This is a genomic window from Amorphus sp. 3PC139-8, assembly GCF_040750475.1.
Classification (GTDB): domain Bacteria; phylum Pseudomonadota; class Alphaproteobacteria; order Rhizobiales; family Amorphaceae; genus Amorphus.
The window spans coordinates 32,654-53,344 of sequence record NZ_JABJVY010000011.1 but is presented as its reverse complement, the minus strand read 5'-3'; the positions used below and the strand labels follow the sequence as shown (position 1 = coordinate 53,344).

Sequence of the window (20,691 nt, the reverse complement as noted above, 5' to 3'; positions counted from 1 at the left end):
CAGCCTTACGGACGCGCTTGGTCATAAAGCTTGATTTCCCTCAGATTGGCTTTGCGCAGCGAAATAGCCCGAACGGTTTCGTCGCGCATTGTGAACACCAGAACATGAAGCCGCCGGCCGATCAGCCCGATCGCGATTTCGCGGCGCTCGCCGTAGTCGTGCCGGTCGTCAACGCGGACATAGGCGGTCTCGAAATCGAACCGCGCGGCCTCCGACAGGGACATGCCGTGACGCTCGCGATTGACGGTGTCCTTGGCGTCGTCGAAGGTGATCGGCTGCGGCGTGGTCATAGGGTTTATGTACATACTAAATTGACCGCTTACAAGCGGTTTTTGTGCATACATTTATCGCGATACTGCGAGGCGACGCCATGAGCGCGCGGCTTCTCGGCGACGCGATGGTGGCCGACACCGTCACACAGACGCGCAAGCTGGTGCTTTTGAAGCTCGTGGACGCGGCCGACCCGGACGGGACGAAGGTTTTCCCGGGCGTGGCCTCGATCGCGGGCGCGGCGCTGTGTAGCGAACGGCAGGTGCAGCGCGTGCTCGGCGAATTCCTGTCGGTCGGCCTCCTGATCAAGGTGCGCGACGGAGTGGGCGGACGCGGCAAGGGGCGGCCGACCGAATATCGCTTCGATCTCGACCGGCTGGCGCTTCTGGCGGGGGAAGGATGGGCGGCCCTGGAGCAAGAGGCGCCAAGTGGCGCGGAGCGACCGGACGGGCGTGACCGGGAAGGCGACGACGCCGCGACCGGGACGGAAAAAAAGGGTGACACCATGTCACCCATTTCCGGCGGCGAAAAGGGTGACATCTGCGCCCATAAAAGGGTGACATATGAGGCCGAAAAGGGTGACACAATGGTGTCACCCTACCCCTTAGACCCCTCCATAGACCCCTCCGAAGAGAGAGAGGGCGCGCAAGCGCGCGAATCCGATTTGGATCGGGAAGGGGACCAAGAGGCGCGGAGCGAAGGCGCAGCCGGAGCGACCGGGACGAAAACCGACCTGGACCACCCATCCGGCGCCGGAGCGAGCGACCGCTTATCGTCGGGGGGCAAGACGGTCTACGACATGATCGCGGCGTATCCGGCCGGTCGGCAGTATCCGATCGCCGAGGTGCGCCGGGCCTGGAACGCACTGACGCCGGAGGAACGTCAGAAGGCGCTCGACGGGCTTCCCGAATGGCTGGAACAGCGCCGGGCAGCGAAGCTGCGCACCCCGATGTTCCTGCAGAGCTACCTCGATCCAGATCAGCTCAACTTGCCGAGGGGGGCGCCTGCGGCGGCCTCCGCGAAGGCGGCCAAGCCGGAAAAGGCGGCGCACGGCGTGACGCTCGTCGGCGAAAACCGGACCTTCAAGCACTGGTCGCCCGCCTGGTTCGAGCACCTGGTGAACCGGGCCAAGCGGGGATTGCCGATCAAGCTGGCCCTGCAGCAGGCGCGGCAAAATCCGTCCGGCACGTGGTCGTGCAAGCGCGAGGATCTGCCGGATCTGACCGTGTTGGAGGATCGCGCCAAGATCGCCAGCGACAGCGAAGAATGGCGGGCCTGGCGACGGTGGTTCGAGACGCGGGATCCGGGCGCGTCGTGGCCGTCGTTCGATCAGAAGCGCTGGTTTTTCCTGCCGAGCGAATGGCCGCCGGGCGCCGCTTTTGCCCACGAGAACCCCGACGAATTACCAGCGGAGGCGCGGATCTGATGTCCCAGCACGAAGGCGGTCAAGTTGGCCCGTATCGGGTTGTCCCACGTGATGACGACGCGACGGGATGGGTGGTGCGTGACGATGCCGGGCACGAAGTCTTTCGGGCCTGGAGCCGGACGGCCTGCATCAATTGGGTGGTCGATAACAACCGTCGTGCTGCCCGGTATCGTGCACGCCTGAACTGGTGTCGCGAAGCGGACAAGCCGGCGCCGGCGGCGGTTCCGGCAAAGAAGCGGCACAAAGCGAAGGGCGGCGAGGGCGCGTCGGGGCCGGGCTATGAGGGCCGGCGGGATCTGGTGACCGAGACGGTGGAAAGCCCCTATGCGGGGGAGCTGTCGCCGGAGCATCCCATGCGCTTCGAGCCGGTGACCCGCAATGCCCGGCACGATCCCATCGAGCAGCTTTTCCATCAGCGCCGAAAGGACGGCGGACGATTGATCGGCCAGGGCGAGCGCGAGGCGGGGCGAGAGGTGCGCCGGCTGGTGGAAGCCCTGGGGCTCGACGCGGTGAAGTCGATCGTGATGGACGGCGGCGGACGCGGCGGGGTGCGCGTGGAAATCGCCGATCATCGGATCGACGCCGGGCGCAAGCTGCAGCGATTGCGGGCGTTCCTCGGCGCGGACATGACGGCGCTTCTGGTGCGGGTGGCGGGCTACGGCGAGACGATTTCGATCTGCGCGAAGGATTTCGAGGAAGAGCTCGTGTTGGGGTCGGGCATTTGCTCCAGTCGGGCGCGGGATCGGACCGGCTTCATGCTGCGCCTGGCCCTGGAGCGGGCGGCGGATTTCTTCGGCTACGGCGCTGCGCGCGGCGGACATGGGCGGGGCGTGGTGTCGTGGATGGGCGAGGGGGCGCGGCCGGCGGTCGCCGAATCATATCGCGAAGGTGGGGAAAAGCAGCGCGCGGCGAAGTCCAGGGAAACTGCGGTGACTTGACACCCCATGTCATGGGGTCGCATATATTGAGCCCATAAGCGAATAGTGCGCCCGCCCGGGGAGATTCCCCGCGGCGGGCGCCGTCGTTTCAGCGTCTCTCGGGCGCGGGAGTGGGGACATGTGATGCGACAGATACGCGGCGGCCACGCTGTCTTTGATGTCGACGTCAGTCAGATCGTCGCCTTGGGCGAGGTCTACGAGCGCGCGGGCAAAGATGGGCCGAAGATTGTGGCCGCTGCCATGAACCAGCGCGGAAACGTGGCCTTTACGCAAGTCGCGCGCGCCACCGCAAAAGAGACGGGGCTGCCGGTCGGCCAGACCAAGCAGCACATGCGCAAGGTGAAAGCGCAACCAAGAGACCTCGTCTTCACAATCCGGGCGTGGGGTAAGAACTTGTCGCTCAAAAATTTCGGCGCGCGGCAGGTCCGAAAGGGCGTGTCGCATAAGGGCTGGGGCCGGCGGCAGGTCGCGAAGGGCGCCTTCATCATCGAAAAATACGATGGGGAGGTGTATCGCCGGATTTCTAAGAAGCGCCGTCCGATCACCAAGCTCTATGGCCCCTCTATTCCGGACGAAATGGTCAAAGGCGAAAGCTATCCGGCGATGCTTCGGGCATTCGACGGCCTTGCCGACCGCCTGATGCATGAGCTTGGGCGCCGGCTCGGCCGGAAGTGAACCAAACGGGTCCTTCCCGGAGAGGGTGGCGCGACGGCTGGGCGCTGCCCCGAGAATTCGTCAGAAATTCTGCGGAAAAATAAGGTTGACCGGGTTTACTCGGTTGACGGTTTCGAGGTGCCGGAGTTGACCGAATGGCGCTGATGACGCAAGCGGACTACGCGCGGCATCGCAACGTCACCAGGGCGGCCGTCGGGAAGATGGTCAAGGCGAAGAGGATCCCGTTCACGTTAGAGGGCGGCAAGATCCTGATTGATCCGGCCGAAGCCGATTTCGCTCTCGGCCAGACGATCCAGCGGGTGAACGAGCCGGCGCGGGAAACGCCGAAGACACCCGCGGCCAGCGACGACAGCGGCAGCGCCCGCCTGACCAAAGCGCGGGCCGACGATGCCGAATACTCCGCGAAGATGCGGCGGCTCGAATACGAGCGGCAGGTCGGCCTTGTGCGACCGATCGCCGAGGTCGAGCGCGCAATGCAAATCTGCGCCGAACGTCTGGTCCGGGACATTGATCAATTGCCCGCCCACGCCGACGACCTCGCCGCGGCCCTCTCCCGTGATGGCGTTGCGGGGTTGCGGCGCGAGCTCAAGAAGATCGCGCGGGGGATGCGCGAGACGCTTTCAAATTCGATGACGGCAACGATCGACGAGGAAGAGCAGGAGGATGCCGCGTGACCGGATATAAATCCGCACTCGCGATCGTCGCCGGCGCGCTGGCGGCCGTGCTTGCGCCGCCGGCGGCGATGGTGCCGTCGGCGTGGGCGGCCGAGCATCTGATCGTGCCGGACGGGCCGCGTTCGGGCTCGAAATGGGATCGTTCCCTCACTCCGTACGTGCCGGAGATTATCGACGCTTTCGGCCCGGACTCCGAAACGACCTTCGGCGTGGTGCGGAAGTCGCAGCAGACCGGTGTCAGTGTCGCCGGCATCGGTCTGCTTGGCTACTACATCGATGCCGCGCCGGCACGGCTTTCCTATGCCGCTCCGACGATCGATCAGTTGCAGGAATTCAACCGGGAAAAGCTGTCGCCGGTTCTGGAGCAGACCGACGTCCTCAGGGCCAAGGTCAAGGGGCAGACGTCGCGGAGCGCGACAGGATCGACCACCACCTCGAAGCGCTTTCCCGGCGGTTCGCTGGTCCTGATCAATGCCAACTCGACCAAGGATCTCCGGTCAAAGACGCTCAAGGTCGGCGTCGCCGACGAAATTGACGAGTGGGCCGACGATCTCGACAAGCAGGGCGACCCGCTCGACCTTTACCTCGGCCGCTTCACGGCGTTCCACGCGACCGGCGACTGGCGTCTTCTCGCGCTCTCGACACCGACGCTCACCGGCTCCTCGCGGGTGGATAGGCTCTATCTCGCCGGAGACCAGCGCCTGTGGAAGGTGCGGTGTCCGCACTGCGGCGAGGAATTCCACTTCGAGTTCAAGGGGCTCAAGTTCAACCGAAAGGCCCCGTACGAGGCGCACTATGTCGCGCCGTGCTGCGGCACGATTATCGAGCATCACGAGAAAGCGACACTGGTCCGGGCCGGGCGCTTCGTGCCGACCAATTCCGATGGTCTCTATCCGTCCTGGCATATCGATGCGCTGATTTCCCAGCTGACGACCTGGGACCACATCGCCGAGGCTTGGTGGAACGCGCAGGGAAACGACACCAATCTCAAGGCTTTCTATAATCTCTGGCTCGGCCTTTCGTTCGAGATGCGCGGTGACGCGCCCGACCATGAAAAGCTCTATGCCCGCCGCGATCAGGACCTGGAAGAAAACCGGATCCCGCCGCGCGGCTTGCTTCTGACGGCGGGAGCCGATGTCCAGCATTCGGGCATATGGGTGGAAGTCGTCGCCTGGGCACCCGATCGGCAGAGCTGGACGGTCTCGGCGCGCTGGCTTGATGGCGACACCGACGTGCCTAATGCCGGCGCATGGCTCAAGCTTGCGAGCGTCTACGACGAGCGGTTTCCGGATGCCTTTGGCCGGATGCGCGAGATCGACGCGATGGCCGTGGACGCGGGCGACGGCGGCCGCTCCAATCAGGTCTATACCTTCGCGCGCGGTCGAGCGCGCGCGTTCGCGATCTACGGTATTGATGGATGGACCCGTCCCGCGATCGGAACGCCGACCCAGGTCGACATCACCCTTGCCGGCAAGCGGATCCGTCGCGGCGCGACGCTCTGGCCGGTAGGGACCTGGCCGCTCAAGGGCGACTTCTATTCGTATTTGCGCAAGCCCGGGCGAGCGGATGGCGCGGATGCGGATCCTCCTGGCTACTGCCACTTCGGCAGGTTTCTCGATCTCAACTACTTCAAGCAGATCACCGCCGAATACCTTGGCGAAGAGAAATTCAAGGGCCGCACGCGGCGCCGTTGGATGCCGTCGCGCGAGGACAATCATTTGCTCGACTGTCGCGTCTACGCGACGGCAATGGCTGAATATCTTGGCCTCTCGCGGATGACCGCAGAACAGTGGGCGCAAGTGGCCAGCTTGCGAGGCGTTCCTGTCGAGCTCGCCGAGCCTGATCTCCTGGCGCCGGATCCGGTCAAGATCGCGGCTGCGCCCGCCCACATGCCACCGTCGGAGCCGACGGAGAACACGGACAATGCGCCGGCGCCTCAGTCCCAGCCGCAACATTCGGACGATGGCTATTTCGACGAGCGGGTTGAGGATTTCTGGTGATGGCATCGCTGCAAGAACAACTTGCTGCGCTCGACGAGGCGATCGCATCCGGCGCGCGCACCGTGAGCTACGACGGCCGATCAGTGACCTATCGCGAACTCGACGAGATGATGACCGCCAGGTCGCGCTTGGCCCGGCAGGTGTCGGGCGGAACACAGGTCAGCACCAGCTACGCCGAATTCTCGCGCGACTGATATGAATTTTCTCGATCGAGCGATCGGGGCGATCAGCCCCAAAGCGGCTGCTGAACGGCTGTACTGGCGTACAGTCATAGACGAGGCGCGCGGGTTCGACGCGGCGCGCCTCGATCGGCGCACTCGCGGATGGCAAGCGACCGGCACATCGGCAAACGCCGAAGCGGCGTCCGGCCTGGATCGACTCCGCTTTCGCTGCCGCGAACTGGAACGCAACAACGCATATGCAGCGGCGATCTTCCGGCGGTTGCCGTCCCACATGGTCGGCGGAGGGATTACGCCGCGCATCAGCGGCAAGAGGATCTCGAAACGCGTGCGCGACAACTGGTGGAAATTCGTTTCCACCAGCGACCGGCACACACGCACGAGCTTCAATGCCCAGCTTTGGCTGGCCTGCCGCGCAATCGTGCGCGACGGCGAGGTCCTGCTTGTCTGGCGGGATACGCCGGATGTCGATGCGCCGATCGCCGTCGATGTGCTCGAGGCGGACCACCTCGACACGGGGAAAACGGAAGCGCGGGGCGACGCCACGATCATCCAGGGGGTGGAATTCAACGCCGATGGCGAGCGGGTCGCCTATTGGCTGTTCGACCATCATCCTGGTGAGGTGGTGTCTAGATCGGCGACGCGTTGGCAGAGCCGTCGTGTAGACGCCACGCGTGTCGATCACGTGTTTGATGTGCTGCGACCGGGGCAGGCGCGGGGCATTCCGTGGCTTGCTCCGGTCGCGCTCAAGATGCGCGATATCGCCGAATACGAAGATGCGGAGCTGATCCGAAAGAAGATCGAAGCGTGCTTCACCGCCTTCGTCAAAAAGATCGATGAGGGGGCGGGAACGATCGCCCAATCGTCGAAGGAAAAAGAGACCGGCCGGCGGATCGAACGGATCTCGCCCGGTCTGATCCACTACCTTGGTGTCAATGAGGATGTGCAGTTCGGGTCGCCGCAGTCGTCTGCGGGGATTGGCGAATATCTGCGCGTGCAAAGCCAGTCGGCTGCCGCCGGCGCGGGCGTAACCTATTCGATGATGACCGGCGATCTGTCGCAGGCAAATTATTCATCGATGCGCGCCGGAAAACTCGATTTCTGGCTCGATCTGGACCACTGGCAATGGGACATGATCGTGCCGATGATCCTGGCGCCCGCCTGGCGGCGGGTTCACCAGGCATTCGCCCGCGTCGGCAAGGGGCCGCGCGATGTACCGCCCTGCGATTGGTCGATGCCACCGCGGCCGATGGTCGATCCGGACAAAGACGGCAAAGCGATCGAACGGGACTTGCGGCTCGGCCGAAAGACGTGGCCGCAGATGGTCGCCGAGACCGGCGAGGATCCGGAAGAGCAGGCGGAAGAAGTCGAGAAGTGGTCGCCGCGGCTCAAAGCCGCCGGGGTGGATTTCGGTGCGAAGTCCGCCGGGGATGCCACTGCGCCGGTCGATGACAATGGGGATGCCAATGACACAGCGCAGGATTGACCTGCCCCTCGAGACCCGGGCGGCGGAAACCCGCGTGGCGAGCGCGAACGACGAAGCCCGCACGATCGACGTAGTGTGGACGACGGGCGCCCGTGGCCTGCGCCGTCCGTTCTTTTCTGACCCGTTCGAGGAAGAACTCGTCGTCAGCGACAACGCGGTGCGCATGGATCGCCTTAACGCCGGTGCTCCGGTCCTGAATTCGCACAATGCCTATGACCTCGACGGGCAGATCGGGGTTGTCGAGCGGGCCTGGATTGAGGGCGGAAAGGGGATCGCGACGCTTCGCTTTTCGTCCCGTGATGAGGTCGCCCCGATCTGGACGGACGTGATGGCCGGCATCATTAGGTCCGTGTCTGTGGGGTACGCGATCTATCGCCGCGAGATCATCGAGCAAACCGACGGGCCGGACCTTCACCGCATCGTCGACTGGGAGCCGATGGAAATTTCCATGGTCTCGGTGCCGTTCGACGCGGGCGCGCAGACTCGTGCCGCCGAGCGCACGTTTCCCTGTTCTGTGATTTCGCCCGGGGCCGGCTCGATCGGTGTGCGCATGCGCATGCGATCGCGCGCGCTCGGCCTTCCGGCCTGATCCGCCAGCTTCGCGTTACGCGGACTTTGCCGCCTGCGCTCCGCCGGGGCCGCAGGACGACGGCGCTTGCCCCGGCACCAGCATGAGGAATGGACCCATGAAGTTGTCCAAGGTCATGATGGCGGCCATCGGTGTGACCGCCGTCTTTTTCGTCGTCGCTTTTGTGGTCGGCGGTGCGCTGGCGCCCGACCTGCTTTCGAGCTGGTCGATGCACCACCTCGGGATGGATCTGATCGCCGCCAACACGCCGTTGGTGGCGCTGCGCTCCCGGCGCCAGGAGCTTGAAACGCGCGCCACCGAGTTGCTCGGCCAACTGACCGACGATCTTCCCGAAGAGGACGCGCGCCAGATCGAAGCCGAGCATCAGGGAGTGCTTGCCGATCTGGAAGACGTGCGCTCGCAGATCTCCGAACGGGAGCGGGAAGAGCGCAATACCGGGCGCCGGTCCGACACTGTCGAGGCGGTACGGGCCGAACGTCGCCGGATCGCCGATATCCGAACTGCGGTTCGCGATTTCGGGTTCGAGGAAAGCGATGCCGATGGCTTCATCGACGCCGGCACCGACATCAACGAGGTGCGGGCCGACCTGCAGCGCCGACTTGCCGAACTCAATCGGAACGCTGCGCCGCGCGCCCGGGGCCACCGTGTCGAGCCGGGCGGCCAGGATGAGCGGGAGACCCGCATCGCGCTGATGTCGAATGCCTTCGAGCACCGCCTCGATCCGTCGGTCGAGCTGCAGGAGGGTGCCCGCCAGTACCGCGGTATGCGGCTGATCGAAATGGCGCGCGACTGCCTGGAACAGGAAGGCGTTCACGTTCGCGGCCTGTCGGCCGACGAGGTGGCCAAGCTGGCTCTCGGGATGGGAGACAGTCAGCTCGCTCGCCGCGCCGGGCTCCACTCGACGAGCGACTTTCCGATCGTTCTGAGCAATCAGATCAATATCTCGCTGCGCCGTGCCTACGAGCATGCCCCGCGGACCTATCGCCGGATCGCGCGCCGGACCACGGCATCGGATTTCCGCCCGATCCTTCGCGCCCAGATCGGGGACAACCCGCGTCTCCTTAAGGTCAACGAAGATGGCGAATACCAGCGCGGAACGATCGGCGAGGGCAAGGAACAATATCAGCTCGATACGTTCGGCCGCATCATCGGGGTGACCCGGCAGGTGCTGATCAACGATCAGCTGGATGTGTTCACCCGGGTGCCTCGGGCGTGGGGTGTTGCCGCCGCTGCTCTAGAGAACGAAATCGTCTGGTCGATCGTGACCGGCAATGCCGAGATGGCCGACGGCGAAAACCTGTTCTCGTCGGAGCATGGCAATCTCGCCGACACCGGTGGCGCGATCGGCGTCGATACCGTCGGCGCGGCTCGGCACGCCATGCGGCAGCAGCGCTCGGTCGACCCGGGCGGCAAGCGCGGCGAAAAGGGCTATCGCCTGTCGATCAACGCCAACCTGATCGCGGTTCCGTCCGCCCTCGAAACGGTGGTGCTGCAGTTCCTGTCCAACGAAACGGTGCCGGCATCGGCTAGTGACGCCAACCCGTTCCGTCGCTCGCTCGAGCCGCTGGTCGAGCCGTTGCTCGACGACGACAGCACCAAGGCCTGGTATCTGTTTTCCACGCCCGACCAGGGCATGATCGACACGATCGAATATGCCTATCTCGACGGCCAGGAAGGGGTCTACACCGACACCCGCATGGGCTTCGATGTCGACGGCGTGGAGTGGAAAGCCCGGCTCGACTTTGGTGCGGGCGCGATCGACTGGCGGGCGATGTACAAGAACCCCGGTCCCGGCGGCAGCTAGACGCCATTCGACATCTGACACCTGACAAAGGGCGACCCAAGCGGTCGCCCTTTGTCGTTCCAGACGCTCACAACGGAGTGAAGCCATGAAGGATTATGTGAAGCCGGGCAAAGTGATCACCATCACGGCGCCGGCCGGCGGTGTCTCGTCGGGGGACGGTGTGCTGATCGGGTCGCTTTTCGGCGTTGCCGCCTACGGTACCGCAGAAGGCGATCCGGTCGAGATCATGACCGAAGATGTGCACATGCTCGACAAGACGAGCGCGCAAGCATGGTCGGTTGGCGACCTGATCTATTGGGACGCCACCGCCGGGAAGGCGACGAAAGTTGCCGCCGGTAACTCCCTGATTGGTGCGGCCGTCGCCGACGCCGCGAACCCGACCGACTATGGAATGGTGCGCTTGAATGGAACGACGGCCGATCCGTCGGGGGCGATCACGCAAGCGGCCGCTGTCGCCGATCTGACGGAGGACGGCGGCGCGATCGGTGGCACCAACGACGGCGATCTGCCGGACGTGTCCGGGACGGCGTCCGGGACGGATGCCGCCATCGTCACCGCGCTGCAGGCGACAGTCCGCGAGCTGGCTGCAAAGCAGAACGAGCTCCAGGGCGCTTTGCGGACGGCGGGTCAGCTCGCCAGCTCTTAAGCCATGGCGATCGACTTTTCCGCCTTGGTGCTGCGGCCGGCGATGACGGCGTTCCGGCACGATGCCACCGTCACGCCGACCAAATCGCAGCCCGGTCAGCCCGCCTATCCGGCCCGGGGCGTGTTTTCAAACAGCACGATCGAGGTCGCGACGGAACAGGGTTACGTCACGTCGCGCGAGCCGGTGTTGGGAATTCGGCTTGACGAGTTCGCGGTGCCCCCGGTCCAGGACGATCGGGTGGCGCTGGCGGGCGTTTCCTACCTTGTCCATGACGTCCATCCGGACGGGCAGGGTGGAGCCGACTTGATCCTGAAAAGGGCGTGACGATGGGCGAGACGGCGAATTGGACCACGCTGCGGACCATGACGGCGCAGCGTCTGGCGGCGGCGGGCCTTGCCGAGGGTCGGGTCGAGACCTCGCGCTTCGCGCCGATCCCGGCGGACGCGTTGACCCGGGCGCGGCTTTATCTGCGCTCCGGCAGCTATCAGGTCGACGGCCATGCAGGGACCGGCGAGCCGACGTTTGGCCGCACGCGGCGCCTGGTGATCTCCATCACCCGGGCGGCCGGGGCGGCGGAAGAGCTCGACGACGACCTGGACGGCGATATCGACCTTTGCCTGTCGGCGCTGCTGACCGATGCGGATTGGGTCAAGCAGGTCGGCGGGACCGGATCGGTCGAGGTCGACTATGACGCCAAGGACACCGGCGAATTTCGCTCGATTGAAGCGGTGATCTCGATCGAGGTGATCGACTGGATCGCCTATCCGCCGGTGATCACGGACGATTTCGAGACGCTGGCCGTGCGCGCGCACGACCCGGTCGACGGCGACCCGTTCAATCCGGGCGCCGACATTCATCCGCCGCAGGATTAGGAGGTCCCGATGTGGATCAAACCCGTTCCGGGTCGCCTGGTGCGTGACCCGGTCACCGGCGAATCCGTGCCCGCAAAGGGGCGCGAGGTGCCGGACCATCACCCCTATTGGCGGCGCCGGCTCAACGACGGGGATGTTGCGCTCGGCACCAAGCCGGCCAAGGGCGCGAAGCCGGCGGCGCCCACGCCGCCGCCCGCCAAGCCCGCCGCCGCCGATCCGATCCCCGATCCGACCAAGGAGGCCTGAGATGCCGATTTCCTTCAACAGCATTCCCGCCGGCTGGCGGGTGCCGCTGTTTTACGCCGAGATCGATCCCAGCCAGGCCGGCCGGGGCACGATCGACCAGCCGGCGCTGCTTTTCGGCGTGATGCTGTCGGCCGGCACGGCGACGGCCGACGTGCCGATTCCGATCTCCTCGACCGCTGCGGCCAAGGCGGCCTTCGGCGCGGGCTCCATGCTTACGCGCATGGTCAAAACGTTCCTGGCGAACAATGTCTCGTCGGAGCTCATTTGCCTGCCGCAGACCGAGCCGTCCGGCGGCCAGAAAGCGTCGGGCACGCTGGAATTTTCCGGTCCCGCCTCGGCGGCCGGCACGCTCTCGCTCTACATCGCCGGCCAGCGGCTGCAGATCGCGGTCGCCGACGAAGATACGGCGACGGAAGTTGGCGACGCGGTCGAGGCTGCGGTGACGGCGGCGGCCGACCTGCCGGTGGCTGCGTCCAACACCGATGGCACGGTCACGCTGACGGCCAAGTGGAAGGGCGAGACGGGCAACGACATCCATGTCGGCGTCAATCTCGGCGGCGACCTTGCCGGCGAGGCGCTGCCGGCGGGCATCGGCGTGACCATCACGGCCATGACGGGCGGCACCTCGGCGCCGGATCTGGCCAATTCGATCGCCGCGCTCGGCGACGAGCCTTACGAGCACGTCGCCTTTCCCTACACCGATACCACGTCGCTCAACGCGATCGATGCGGAATTCGGCTTTGGCGATGCCGGACGCTGGGGCTGGCTGCGCCAGCTCTACGGTCACGTCTGGTCGGCCAAGCGCGGCACACAGGGCGAGCTCACCACCTTCGGCAATGCCCGCAACGATGCGGCAATTTCGGTACTCGGCTATCCCGCCGCGCGGCCGTCGCCGCCGTGGGAGATCGCCGCCGCCTATGCCGCCCAGGCGGCCAAGGGCTACGGCAACGATCCGGCGCGCCCGCTCCAGACGCTGCCACTTCTGGGCATCATGGCGGAGCCGCGGGAAAACCGCTTCAGTGGGACGGAACGCAACACGCTACTTTATGACGGGATCGCCACCAGCAAGGTGATGTCGGACGGGACGGTCCAGATCGAGCGGGCGATTTCGACCTACCAGAAAAACGCCTACGACCAGGCCGACACCGCCTATCTGGACACCACGACGCTGGCGACGCTTGCCTATGTGCTGCGCGACCTGCGCTCGGCGGTCACCAGCAAATACCCGCGCCACAAGCTCGCCGACGACGGCACCAAGTTCGGCGCCGGCCAGAAGATCGTGACGCCGTCGGTCGCCGCCGGCGAGATCGTGGCCCGCTATGCCGAGCTGGAGCTGCAAGGGCAGGTGGAAAACATGCGGTCCTTCAAGGCGAACCTGGTGGTCGAGCGCAGCGTGACCGAGCCGAACCGGCTCGACGCGCTCTATCCGCCGGATCTGGTCAATCAGCTCCGTCTTTTCGCCACGCTGGCGCAGTTCCGCCTGCAGTACGCGAACGACGTCGGGGCCTGATCGGCCGGGCCTTCCTACTCGCTTCCTTGTGCGCCTGCCGGGCCGCGCCTGATCGCGGCCACGGCGACGCTCGCTCTGGAGAACCGACATGAGCAACCTTCTTTCCGGCACCTTGTACATCAAGGTGGACGGGACCCAATATCTCGCGAAAGGGTCCTTTACGGTCAACGTCACGCCGACACAGCGCGAGGGCGTTGCTGGTCTCGACGGGACGCACGGCTTCAAGGAAACGCCGAAAGTCCCCTACATCGAAGGCACCTTCACGACGCAGCCGGGATTTTCGATCGACACGCTGCACGACCATGACGACGTGACCGTCACCGTCGAGCTCGCCAACAACACCGCCTACATGCTGCGCTCGGCGTGGTTCGCCGGCGACGGCGAGATCAACGCGGACGATGCGGAGATCACCGGCCGATTCGAGGGGATGAGCGGGGAGCAGATCAAATGAGCGCGGCGAAGGCATCCGAAGCGGCGCTGACCGCATCCGACGCGAGCGATGACGACGGACTCACGCTTCCGCTCTCCAAGCCGATCCAAGCTCATGGCGAGGAGGTGAAGCGGCTCACGCTCCGCGAGCTGGAGCCGACCGATATCCTGGCCTGCGGCAATCCCATCGTCGTGCTAGCGGAAGAGGGCGCGTTCCGCTTCGATCAGAAGGTTATGCACAGGCTGATGGCCCGGGTGTGCGGCGTCCCGCCGTCGTCGCTCGAGCGAATGGCGCTGTCCGATTACATGGCGCTGCAGAACCTGGTGAACGGTTTTTTCGGGACGGGCGAGACGTAGTCGATCCGCAAGACTTGATCGATCTCGCCTTTGACCTCGCTGATTTCTGGGACCGGAACACGGATCGCTATCTGGCGATGCCGGTGTCCCGGCTCGTGATCGAGCTGCAGCAAGCCCACCGCATCGCCAAGAGGCGCAATCGTGGCTGACACCACCCGCGAAGCAAAGATCGTCGTCAGAGCCGACGATCGCGCGACCCGCACGTTCCGGTCGATCGGTCGGAACATGCAGGCCATGGCCCGGAACACGGGCCTTTCGCGCATGGCGCGCGAGATGCGCGGGGTCGGCCGTGCCGCGCGTCCGCTGATGGGTGCGAGCGCGGGCCTGGTGCGGTCGCTCGGCGCCCTGTCGGGCATCGCCGCCGCTCTGTCATTTGCAGGTGCTGCGGCGTCCATGCGGTCATTCGCCAACGAAATGGACGGGCTCGCCAAGCTCGGCCGCCAGGTCGGCTTCACGGTGCAACAGCTCCGCGATCTGCATTACACCGGTGAGCTGATCGGGGTGTCCGGCGAGACGATCGACGCCTCGGTCCAGGCAATGACGAAGCGGATCGGCGAACTGAAGGCCGGAACGGGGTCGCTCAACACCTATCTCAAGAAGACCAACCCGGCACTTCTGGAGCAGTTGAAGAATACGACGAGCGGGGCGGAGGCCTTCGAGCTTCTGATTTCCGCAATGCGGGACCTTCCGGCGGCGGAGCGCAATGCGTTTGCGGCTGCCGCCTTTTCGCGCTCAGGGCAGAACCTGGTGCGGTTTGCCCAGGAGTCGGGCGAGGCGATCCGGAACTATATCAAGGAGGGCCGCAATCTCGGGGGCGTGGTCAGCGACGAAGACGCGGCCGCGGCCGAAGCCTTCAACGACGAGCTTTTTCGGACGAGCTACGCCCTCAAGGGGCTCAAGGTCACCATCGGCAAGGAGCTTCTGCCGCAGATCACGCCCATGATCACCTCGCTGAAAGAATGGGTGGCGACCAACAAGGAAGTCGTTTCGGGTCGCTTGCTCGGTGGTCTCGATACCATGGTCGACCTGTTCGACCGAGTGAATTGGTCCCGCGTCGGCCGCACGTTCACCGCCGTCGCCCGGGCGGGTCGCGATCTGGCGCAAAGCCTGTCGGGCTTCGTCGGCGGGCCGGAAAATCTGATCCTGGGATCGCTCGGCGCGCTGGCGGCGGCACCGTTCGCCGGCGCGATCGCAGGGCTTGCGGGCCTTGCCGTCGCCGTTGGCCGGCTCGGTGTGGCGCTGCTTGCGACGCGGATCGGACGGCTGGCGGCGATCGCGACCGCTGCGGCCAAGCTCTACGATGTGGTGTCGGGATCGAATTCGTTTGGCGAGTTCGTCGAAAACATGAAGAACTTGTCGGCGCTCGATTGGGCGATGATCGGATTTGGCGCGGCCGGTTTGGTCGGTTCGATGCGGGACATCATCAGCCTTAGCAAAAGGGCGGCAGGGGGGCTGCGCACCTATGCTGGGGCGGCAAAGGCTGCGGCCGGTGTTCCAGCGCCCGCGTCCGTGCCCGCCGCAGGGTCGGGGACGGGTGTCGTCGCGGGCGGTGCCTCGCCTGCGCCGAAGGCCGGAGGCTATGGGATCGGCTTTGGCCGAATGGCCTTCACCGTGCTTAACGTCGGCTCGCTGGTGGCCAACGAGCTGCGGATGCCGACGGAAAAAAAGGTAGAGCGCGCCAGGACCAACAGCGAGACCATGAACGAGTGGGCGAACGATTCTGTGTTCGGCCCGGTCAACAGCTTTCTGAACAACTTGGGCGATGATCTTCGCTCCGTCTTTTTCGACTACGTAAAGGCGGCGCGACAGGTCTCGCCCGTCTCTCGCTCCGATGCGCCTGCAGCAAGCCGCTCCTATCCGAGCGCGGCCGACCGCAAGGCCTTTCGCCATGGCGTGAAGCGGGATGCCGACGAGCTGCAGTCCGCACTGACCGAAGCCGGCGATAAGGGCGGGCAGGGGCTCGCCGATGGCGTGGCCGCCGGCGGGGCCGAGGCGCAAGCCTCGATTGCCCAGACCGTGCGGGCGATCTCCAACCTGTTCGCGGGCCAGGATTTCTACGCCTCCGGCCTGGCGAGCATGCGCCAGCTCGCCGCCGGCATCCGGGCCGGCCTTCCGGAGGCCAAAGGGGCGGCGAGCGACGCGGCAACTGCGGTCGCCGATCATTTTCCGCAGTCGCCGGCGAAGCTCGGCCCGCTCAAGAATCTGCCGAAAATGGGCGGCGAGATCGTGCGCCAGCTTGCCGGCGGCATGAACCCGGCGGCGGCGGGGCTTGCGGCCGCCGGGGTGGCGGCCGCCGTGCACGGCGGCCTGGCCATGCCGGCCGGCGCGCGGACGGGCACCGCGCCGGACATCGGCGCGTTGCGCGCCGAAATCGCCTCGCTCCGCGCGGAGCTCTCCGCGCCCGCGCCCCGGCGCGACGAACGGGTCGGGGTGTCGCGCCTGGAAATCGCGATCCGGGGCGCGCCGCGCGGCGCGAGCCTCGCCTATTCGGAGCCGAGCGGGCATGTCTTCGACGACGTGCGGCTGGATACCGGGCGGAGCATGCCGCGAGGGAAGGGATGAGTTGCGCTCTGTTGTCCTCACGGCGTTCGGGCCTTCGGCCCTGCCTCCGGACGGGGCGCGCCATTTCTTCGCGTCCCGGTCGTGGCACTTATTGGTCCCCGTCGCGCTCCGCGCTCCGCGCCACTTGCGCCACTCCGCGCCGCTTGAGGCGCGGCGGCCGGTCGGCCTTTGCTGGCGGTCTTCTTCGTCGCGCGGTCGCGCACTGGTGGGGGGGGCGATCATGAGTTGGCGGGATCGGCTCTTGCCGGCATCCTTTCGGGGGGTGCCGTTTCATGTCGACGACGACGAGTCTGAAGGCGGCAAGCGCGTCGCGGTGCACGAATATCCGGGCCGCGACATGCCGTCGACGGAGGAATTCGGTCGCCGTGCCCGCCGCTTCTACGTGCGCGGCTACACGATCGGCGCGGACTATGACGTCCAATTGGCGGCGCTCCGGCTGATCTGCGAGGCGCCGGGAGGCGGGCTCCTGGTGCTGCCGCAACAGGGCGCCTGGATGGTCCATTGCGTCAATATCGTCACGCGCACCACGCGCGTCGACGGCGGTTACGGCACGATCGATTTCGAAGGGGTCGAGGTGGGCGGCGCGCCGGGTCCCACGGCGCGGGCCAATCCGGCGGCTGGTCTGACGTCTGCGGTGACGGATGCCCGCGAGTCCGTCATCCTCTTGGGCGATCGATGACATCCGGATCTTTTACGGCGGCGATCCGGGGAATGCGGGAGACGTCGACCGAGCGCTCGGCGGCGGCGAGATCGAAAGCGCGCTGCAAGTCGAGCCAAAAGCGGGGACTGCTGCCAAGGGCCTTGCCCAGCCGGACGGCCATTTCGGCGGTCACGGGCTGGCGTTCGTTGATGAGGTCGTAAAGCGTCTGACGGGAGATGCCGAGGGTCCGCGCCAGCTCCGCCTTGGATACATCCAGGGCGGGCAGGACGTCTTCCCGAAGCAGCTCGCCGGGGTGCATCGGCGGAATGGAGTGGTGTCTATCCATCAGTGATAATCCTCCAAATCGATTTCGATCGCGTCCTCGCCCTCGAAGGCGAACGTGATCCGAAAGTTGGCGGTGACGCGCACCGAGTAGCGACCATCATCCCGCCCGGTCAGGCCATGAAAATAGTAGCCGGGCAGGTCCATGTCGCGCGGCTCCCTGGCGACGTCGAGGGCGCGCAGAATGCGGCTGATCCGAGAGATCCATTGCGCGTTCAGGCCCTTTGTCCGGCCCTTGGTCCAGTAGGCGGCGAGCGCTTTATGTCGGATGCTCCTGATCATGTGTGTAAGGTATCGCCTGACACTTAATGTGTCAAGCGATGGCTGACAGTTTTCGAGGATCTGAATGACCTATCTTGCCACCGAGCAAGAGGAGACGGTGCGCGCGACGGCCGCCGTGGTGGCGGCGCTCTCGCCCTCCGACGGGACCGCGCGGCCGCTCTGCGCGGCTCTCCTGGCCGAGGCCGAGACCGTGGTCGCCGGGGCGACGCTCGGCACCCGCTGGGCGGCGATCTCGGCCGCGCTCTCCGCCGACGGGCTCGACGTCAGCGCTGCGGAGCTCGCCCTTGACCGCCTTTCGGCCGTCACGGCGGCGGGCGGTGGCGCGGTCGCTGCGCGCACCGTGGCCGTCTGCGCCCTGCTCGCCACGCTCGGCGCCGCGGTGCCGGGCGAGCCGCTGCGCTCCGTCGACGAGGGCGAGGCGCTGATGGCGCGGATCTCGGACCGCTTCGCGGCGGTCGAGGATGCGATTGCCGATGTCGACGACGGTGCGCACTGGCGCGCGATGATTGGTCTGCAGGCGGCGATCACCACCTATCTGGCCGGGACGCTGCGGGTGCTGCCCAGGCGGCGGGCCCTGCGGCTCTCGGCCAATCTGCCGTCGCTCGCGGTCGCCCATCTGGTCTATCAGGACGCCGGCCGGGCGGAGGAAATCGCCACGGAAAATGGCGTGGTCCACCCGGCGTTTATGCCGAATGAGCTAAGTGTTTTGAGCGCATGAGTGTGTCCGTCGGCTTAACTCGCTCACGCCAGTGCGCTGCGCGCACGGCTCCGCGGGGGCGGCCGATTCGCAATCCCGGTCGCGGCGTTGCCGCTCCTCGGCTCTTGCCGGCCGTCGCGCCCCAAGCGGCGCGGACGGGCGCAGCCCGGACCGGGGCGTGAGGATATGGCGCGCCCTGTCCGGATGCAGGGCCGAAGGCCCGTGCGCCGTGAGGACAATCGCTAGATGACCCTTATCATCCGCATCGCGGATTTCGAATTTGGCGACTGGATTCGCTTCGAGGCGTCGCGCTCGGTGCGGGATGCGACCGCGCAATTCACCCTCGAGGTGACGGAAGCGGCGCGCGTGCCGGCGGCCTTTTCCAACCGCGTTCTGCGCTCGGGCGTCGACGCGGAGCTGGTGCTGTCCGACCTGGTGGCGATCACCGGCAAGATCGACGAGGTCGCGCGGGCATTCGATGCCGAGACGCACCAGGTCACCGCGCGGGGACGGGGATCGATGGCGGGTGCGATCGATTCCTCCGTCATCCTGCCCGATGGGGGGCAGCTCAGGGGCCGGACCCTGGATCAGGTGATCGCCACGGTGCTCTCGCCCTTCGGCCTGGCGCTCGACTTCGTGGGCGATCCGGGGCCGGCGTTTCCGTCCGTGGTCGCGCTGCCGGGCGAAAGCGCGTGGGAGCTGATCGAGCGTCTGTCGCGCCAGCGCGGACGATGGGTGCATGAAGCCGCCGACGGGCGGGTGGTCTGCGATCGGGGGATTTCCGATCGGCCGAAAGCGCAGATCGTCGAGGGCGTGCACATCAAGGCCGGCTCGTCGATCGATCGCAGCCAGGCGCGGCACTCCGAAATCGTGGTCAAGGCGCAGCGGCCGGGGCGCGACGGGGTCTCCGGCGCCGAGACGAGCGAGATCGAGGCGCGGGTGCCCGACGTCAATGTCGGCGCCTATCGCCCGCTGGTGATCGTGGCGGAGGAGCCGCTCGACCGCGCCGGCGCCCGGCTGCGCGCCGATTGGGAGGCGACGGTGCGGGCGGCGGAATCGGTGGAAATGGACGTCACGCTCCAGGGCTGGCGGCGCGACGACGGATTGCTTTGGGACGCCGGCGACCGGGTCGACGCGACCTCGCCGACACTGGCGATCGACCGGGAGATGGTGGTGCGCGACGTGCGTTGGACGCTCGACGATCAAAACGGCGAGCTGGTCGCCCTGTCGCTGGTGCCGCCGGAGGCCCTGGACGCGACCAAGCCGGCGGCAGCCGCCTCCGAAAGCGGGGATGCGGCTACGGGGGCCAGCGGCACGGCGGCGAAGCGCGGCCGCGCGGTGCCGGGGATCGCACCGGACGGCTTCGAGCCCGATCGGATTTGGTCTGAGAGCAAGCCGGCGGAATTGGCGAAGTAAAATTCTATCTCGCTCACGCCAGTTCGCTGCGCTCACGGCTGCGCGGGCGCGGCCTGACCGGCCGGCGCGCAGTCGCGCGCTGGTGGGGCGATCTCGCAAGAGGCGAGAAGGGCCGTAAGGCCCCGACCGGGAGACAAGCAATGCATCGTGGACCTCTTGGCCCGAGGGTGTTGAACGCATTCGCGCGGGGCACGCTGGTGCGCACCGACGACGGGCCGCACATGCAGGAAATGCAGGTGCGGCTGCTCTCCGGCGAGCGGCTGTCCGGCGTCGAGCGGATCGAGGGCTATGGTCTGACGACGCATCCGCCGGCCGGATCGGAGCTCGTCGTCGGCTTTGTCGGGTCCGAGCGCTCGCATCCGATGGTGCTCGGCGTCGGGCAGCGCGGGGTGCGTCCCGTCGGCGGGGCGGCGGGCGAGGTCGCGCTTTACGATGGCCAGGGCCAGGTGATCCGGCTTGCGGCGGCGCGGGTGGAGATCCTGTCGCCGCTGCCGGTCACCGTCCAGTCGGAGCAATCGGTGCTGATCGACGTCAAAGGGACGGTTTTCAAGGTCTCCGACGGTCGGATCGACATGGGCGAGGCGCCCGCGCCGTTGCGGATGATGACCGAAGCCGGACCGTCCAACGTGATCTGGGGGGTGATTTAATTTC

General features: G+C 66.4%; 25 protein-coding genes. 22 read left to right on the top strand and 3 right to left on the bottom strand.

Going from position 1 to position 20,691, the window contains the following annotated elements:
- Window positions 1-5: 5 nt before the first annotated feature.
- The gene (locus HNS03_RS12225) at window positions 6-305 is read right to left on the bottom strand and encodes a BrnT family toxin (RefSeq protein WP_367195627.1); all 300 of its coding nucleotides are present in this window, start codon (window positions 303-305) and stop codon (window positions 6-8) included.
- Between the two features lie 65 nt (window positions 306-370).
- Between HNS03_RS12225 and HNS03_RS12220 the strand changes: the two genes are divergently transcribed.
- The 19 genes from HNS03_RS12220 to HNS03_RS12130 all read left to right on the top strand — a co-directional run bounded on the left by HNS03_RS12220 (window position 371) and on the right by HNS03_RS12130 (window position 17,342).
- Complete coding sequence (locus HNS03_RS12220; RefSeq protein WP_367195625.1) at window positions 371-1,696, top strand: hypothetical protein; 1,326 nt, start codon at window positions 371-373, stop codon at window positions 1,694-1,696.
- Entirely contained in the window at window positions 1,696-2,634 is a 939-nt protein-coding gene (locus tag HNS03_RS12215; RefSeq protein ID WP_367195624.1) for a hypothetical protein, read from the top strand. The genes HNS03_RS12220 and HNS03_RS12215 overlap by 1 nt, the downstream gene beginning before the upstream one ends.
- A gap of 123 nt (window positions 2,635-2,757) precedes the next feature.
- Window positions 2,758-3,309 carry a hypothetical protein gene (locus HNS03_RS12210; RefSeq protein ID WP_367195623.1) on the top strand — a complete coding sequence of 184 codons (552 nt, stop codon included), beginning with the start codon at window positions 2,758-2,760 and terminating at the stop codon, window positions 3,307-3,309.
- A gap of 134 nt (window positions 3,310-3,443) precedes the next feature.
- On the top strand, window positions 3,444-3,983 hold the full coding sequence (locus HNS03_RS12205) for a hypothetical protein (RefSeq protein WP_367195621.1): 540 nt from the start codon (window positions 3,444-3,446) through the stop codon (window positions 3,981-3,983).
- Window positions 3,980-5,983 (top strand): phage terminase large subunit family protein, encoded by a 2,004-nt coding sequence (locus HNS03_RS12200; protein ID WP_367195619.1) that lies wholly within the window; start codon window positions 3,980-3,982, stop codon window positions 5,981-5,983. Before HNS03_RS12205 ends, HNS03_RS12200 begins: the two co-directional genes overlap by 4 nt.
- Window positions 5,983-6,177 (top strand): hypothetical protein, encoded by a 195-nt coding sequence (locus tag HNS03_RS12195; protein ID WP_367195618.1) that lies wholly within the window; start codon window positions 5,983-5,985, stop codon window positions 6,175-6,177. Before HNS03_RS12200 ends, HNS03_RS12195 begins: the two co-directional genes overlap by 1 nt.
- Before the next feature lies 1 nt (window position 6,178).
- Window positions 6,179-7,648: a phage portal protein gene (locus HNS03_RS12190; RefSeq protein ID WP_367195616.1), complete on the top strand. Its 1,470-nt coding sequence runs from the start codon at window positions 6,179-6,181 to the stop codon at window positions 7,646-7,648.
- A gap of 34 nt (window positions 7,649-7,682) precedes the next feature.
- Window positions 7,683-8,237 (top strand): hypothetical protein, encoded by a 555-nt coding sequence (locus HNS03_RS12185; RefSeq protein WP_367195615.1) that lies wholly within the window; start codon window positions 7,683-7,685, stop codon window positions 8,235-8,237.
- Between the two features lie 97 nt (window positions 8,238-8,334).
- A complete protein-coding gene (locus tag HNS03_RS12180; RefSeq protein WP_367195614.1) occupies window positions 8,335-10,041 on the top strand; it encodes a hypothetical protein in 1,707 nt (568 codons plus the stop codon).
- An 85-nt stretch (window positions 10,042-10,126) separates the two neighbouring features.
- Window positions 10,127-10,687, top strand: coding sequence for a DUF2190 family protein (locus HNS03_RS12175; RefSeq protein WP_367195612.1), 561 nt, complete (start codon window positions 10,127-10,129; stop codon window positions 10,685-10,687).
- 3 nt (window positions 10,688-10,690) lie between these two features.
- Window positions 10,691-11,011 (top strand): hypothetical protein, encoded by a 321-nt coding sequence (locus tag HNS03_RS12170; RefSeq protein ID WP_367195610.1) that lies wholly within the window; start codon window positions 10,691-10,693, stop codon window positions 11,009-11,011.
- 2 nt (window positions 11,012-11,013) lie between these two features.
- Window positions 11,014-11,559 (top strand): hypothetical protein, encoded by a 546-nt coding sequence (locus HNS03_RS12165; protein WP_367195609.1) that lies wholly within the window; start codon window positions 11,014-11,016, stop codon window positions 11,557-11,559.
- Between the two features lie 9 nt (window positions 11,560-11,568).
- A complete protein-coding gene (locus HNS03_RS12160) occupies window positions 11,569-11,805 on the top strand; it encodes a DUF2635 domain-containing protein (protein WP_367195607.1) in 237 nt (78 codons plus the stop codon).
- 1 nt (window position 11,806) lies between these two features.
- Window positions 11,807-13,315: a phage tail sheath subtilisin-like domain-containing protein gene (locus tag HNS03_RS12155; RefSeq protein ID WP_367195605.1), complete on the top strand. Its 1,509-nt coding sequence runs from the start codon at window positions 11,807-11,809 to the stop codon at window positions 13,313-13,315.
- A gap of 88 nt (window positions 13,316-13,403) precedes the next feature.
- Window positions 13,404-13,766, top strand: coding sequence for a phage tail tube protein (locus HNS03_RS12150; RefSeq protein ID WP_367195604.1), 363 nt, complete (start codon window positions 13,404-13,406; stop codon window positions 13,764-13,766).
- On the top strand, window positions 13,763-14,101 hold the full coding sequence (locus HNS03_RS12145; RefSeq protein ID WP_367195603.1) for a phage tail assembly protein: 339 nt from the start codon (window positions 13,763-13,765) through the stop codon (window positions 14,099-14,101). Before HNS03_RS12150 ends, HNS03_RS12145 begins: the two co-directional genes overlap by 4 nt.
- Before the next feature lie 14 nt (window positions 14,102-14,115).
- Window positions 14,116-14,250, top strand: a complete 135-nt coding sequence (locus HNS03_RS12140; RefSeq protein WP_367195601.1) for a hypothetical protein — start codon at window positions 14,116-14,118, stop codon at window positions 14,248-14,250.
- Complete coding sequence (locus tag HNS03_RS12135; protein WP_367195600.1) at window positions 14,243-16,663, top strand: hypothetical protein; 2,421 nt, start codon at window positions 14,243-14,245, stop codon at window positions 16,661-16,663. The genes HNS03_RS12140 and HNS03_RS12135 overlap by 8 nt, the downstream gene beginning before the upstream one ends.
- Window positions 16,664-16,883: 220 nt before the next feature.
- On the top strand, window positions 16,884-17,342 hold the full coding sequence (locus HNS03_RS12130; protein ID WP_367195598.1) for a DNA circularization N-terminal domain-containing protein: 459 nt from the start codon (window positions 16,884-16,886) through the stop codon (window positions 17,340-17,342).
- On the opposite strand, the gene HNS03_RS12125 is transcribed toward HNS03_RS12130, so the two are convergent.
- Together HNS03_RS12125 and HNS03_RS12120 are read right to left on the bottom strand one after the other, a co-directional pair.
- A complete protein-coding gene (locus HNS03_RS12125; RefSeq protein ID WP_367195597.1) occupies window positions 17,320-17,649 on the bottom strand; it encodes a HigA family addiction module antitoxin in 330 nt (109 codons plus the stop codon). The genes HNS03_RS12130 and HNS03_RS12125 overlap by 23 nt on opposite strands.
- The gene (locus HNS03_RS12120; RefSeq protein ID WP_367195596.1) at window positions 17,649-17,927 is read right to left on the bottom strand and encodes a type II toxin-antitoxin system RelE/ParE family toxin; all 279 of its coding nucleotides are present in this window, start codon (window positions 17,925-17,927) and stop codon (window positions 17,649-17,651) included. Before HNS03_RS12120 ends, HNS03_RS12125 begins: the two co-directional genes overlap by 1 nt.
- 64 nt (window positions 17,928-17,991) lie before the next feature.
- Here HNS03_RS12120 and HNS03_RS12115 point away from each other — a divergent pair, with 64 nt between their 5' ends.
- From HNS03_RS12115 to HNS03_RS12105, 3 genes are all read left to right on the top strand, one after another.
- Window positions 17,992-18,645 carry a hypothetical protein gene (locus HNS03_RS12115; RefSeq protein ID WP_367195595.1) on the top strand — a complete coding sequence of 218 codons (654 nt, stop codon included), beginning with the start codon at window positions 17,992-17,994 and terminating at the stop codon, window positions 18,643-18,645.
- Between the two features lie 225 nt (window positions 18,646-18,870).
- On the top strand, window positions 18,871-20,040 hold the full coding sequence (locus tag HNS03_RS12110) for a phage baseplate assembly protein (RefSeq protein ID WP_367195593.1): 1,170 nt from the start codon (window positions 18,871-18,873) through the stop codon (window positions 20,038-20,040).
- A gap of 140 nt (window positions 20,041-20,180) precedes the next feature.
- Entirely contained in the window at window positions 20,181-20,687 is a 507-nt protein-coding gene (locus tag HNS03_RS12105; protein ID WP_367195592.1) for a phage baseplate assembly protein, read from the top strand.
- Window positions 20,688-20,691: the final 4 nt, after the last annotated feature.

Excerpts from the sequence above, each read along its gene's own strand:
- HNS03_RS12225 (WP_367195627.1), bottom strand. The coding sequence starts at position 305 with ATGTACATAAACCCTATGACCACGCCGCAGCCGATCACCTTCGACGAC.
- HNS03_RS12220 (WP_367195625.1), top strand. The coding sequence starts at position 371 with ATGAGCGCGCGGCTTCTCGGCGACGCGATGGTGGCCGACACCGTCACA.
- HNS03_RS12215 (WP_367195624.1), top strand. The coding sequence starts at position 1,696 with ATGTCCCAGCACGAAGGCGGTCAAGTTGGCCCGTATCGGGTTGTCCCA.
- HNS03_RS12210 (WP_367195623.1), top strand. The coding sequence starts at position 2,758 with ATGCGACAGATACGCGGCGGCCACGCTGTCTTTGATGTCGACGTCAGT.
- HNS03_RS12205 (WP_367195621.1), top strand. The coding sequence starts at position 3,444 with ATGGCGCTGATGACGCAAGCGGACTACGCGCGGCATCGCAACGTCACC.
- HNS03_RS12195 (WP_367195618.1), top strand. The coding sequence starts at position 5,983 with ATGGCATCGCTGCAAGAACAACTTGCTGCGCTCGACGAGGCGATCGCA.
- HNS03_RS12190 (WP_367195616.1), top strand. The coding sequence starts at position 6,179 with ATGAATTTTCTCGATCGAGCGATCGGGGCGATCAGCCCCAAAGCGGCT.
- HNS03_RS12180 (WP_367195614.1), top strand. The coding sequence starts at position 8,335 with ATGAAGTTGTCCAAGGTCATGATGGCGGCCATCGGTGTGACCGCCGTC.
- HNS03_RS12175 (WP_367195612.1), top strand. The coding sequence starts at position 10,127 with ATGAAGGATTATGTGAAGCCGGGCAAAGTGATCACCATCACGGCGCCG.
- HNS03_RS12170 (WP_367195610.1), top strand. The coding sequence starts at position 10,691 with ATGGCGATCGACTTTTCCGCCTTGGTGCTGCGGCCGGCGATGACGGCG.
- HNS03_RS12165 (WP_367195609.1), top strand. The coding sequence starts at position 11,014 with ATGGGCGAGACGGCGAATTGGACCACGCTGCGGACCATGACGGCGCAG.
- HNS03_RS12160 (WP_367195607.1), top strand. The coding sequence starts at position 11,569 with ATGTGGATCAAACCCGTTCCGGGTCGCCTGGTGCGTGACCCGGTCACC.
- HNS03_RS12155 (WP_367195605.1), top strand. The coding sequence starts at position 11,807 with ATGCCGATTTCCTTCAACAGCATTCCCGCCGGCTGGCGGGTGCCGCTG.
- HNS03_RS12150 (WP_367195604.1), top strand. The coding sequence starts at position 13,404 with ATGAGCAACCTTCTTTCCGGCACCTTGTACATCAAGGTGGACGGGACC.
- HNS03_RS12145 (WP_367195603.1), top strand. The coding sequence starts at position 13,763 with ATGAGCGCGGCGAAGGCATCCGAAGCGGCGCTGACCGCATCCGACGCG.
- HNS03_RS12130 (WP_367195598.1), top strand. The coding sequence starts at position 16,884 with ATGAGTTGGCGGGATCGGCTCTTGCCGGCATCCTTTCGGGGGGTGCCG.
- HNS03_RS12125 (WP_367195597.1), bottom strand. The coding sequence starts at position 17,649 with ATGGATAGACACCACTCCATTCCGCCGATGCACCCCGGCGAGCTGCTT.
- HNS03_RS12120 (WP_367195596.1), bottom strand. The coding sequence starts at position 17,927 with ATGATCAGGAGCATCCGACATAAAGCGCTCGCCGCCTACTGGACCAAG.
- HNS03_RS12115 (WP_367195595.1), top strand. The coding sequence starts at position 17,992 with ATGACCTATCTTGCCACCGAGCAAGAGGAGACGGTGCGCGCGACGGCC.
- HNS03_RS12110 (WP_367195593.1), top strand. The coding sequence starts at position 18,871 with ATGACCCTTATCATCCGCATCGCGGATTTCGAATTTGGCGACTGGATT.
- HNS03_RS12105 (WP_367195592.1), top strand. The coding sequence starts at position 20,181 with ATGCATCGTGGACCTCTTGGCCCGAGGGTGTTGAACGCATTCGCGCGG.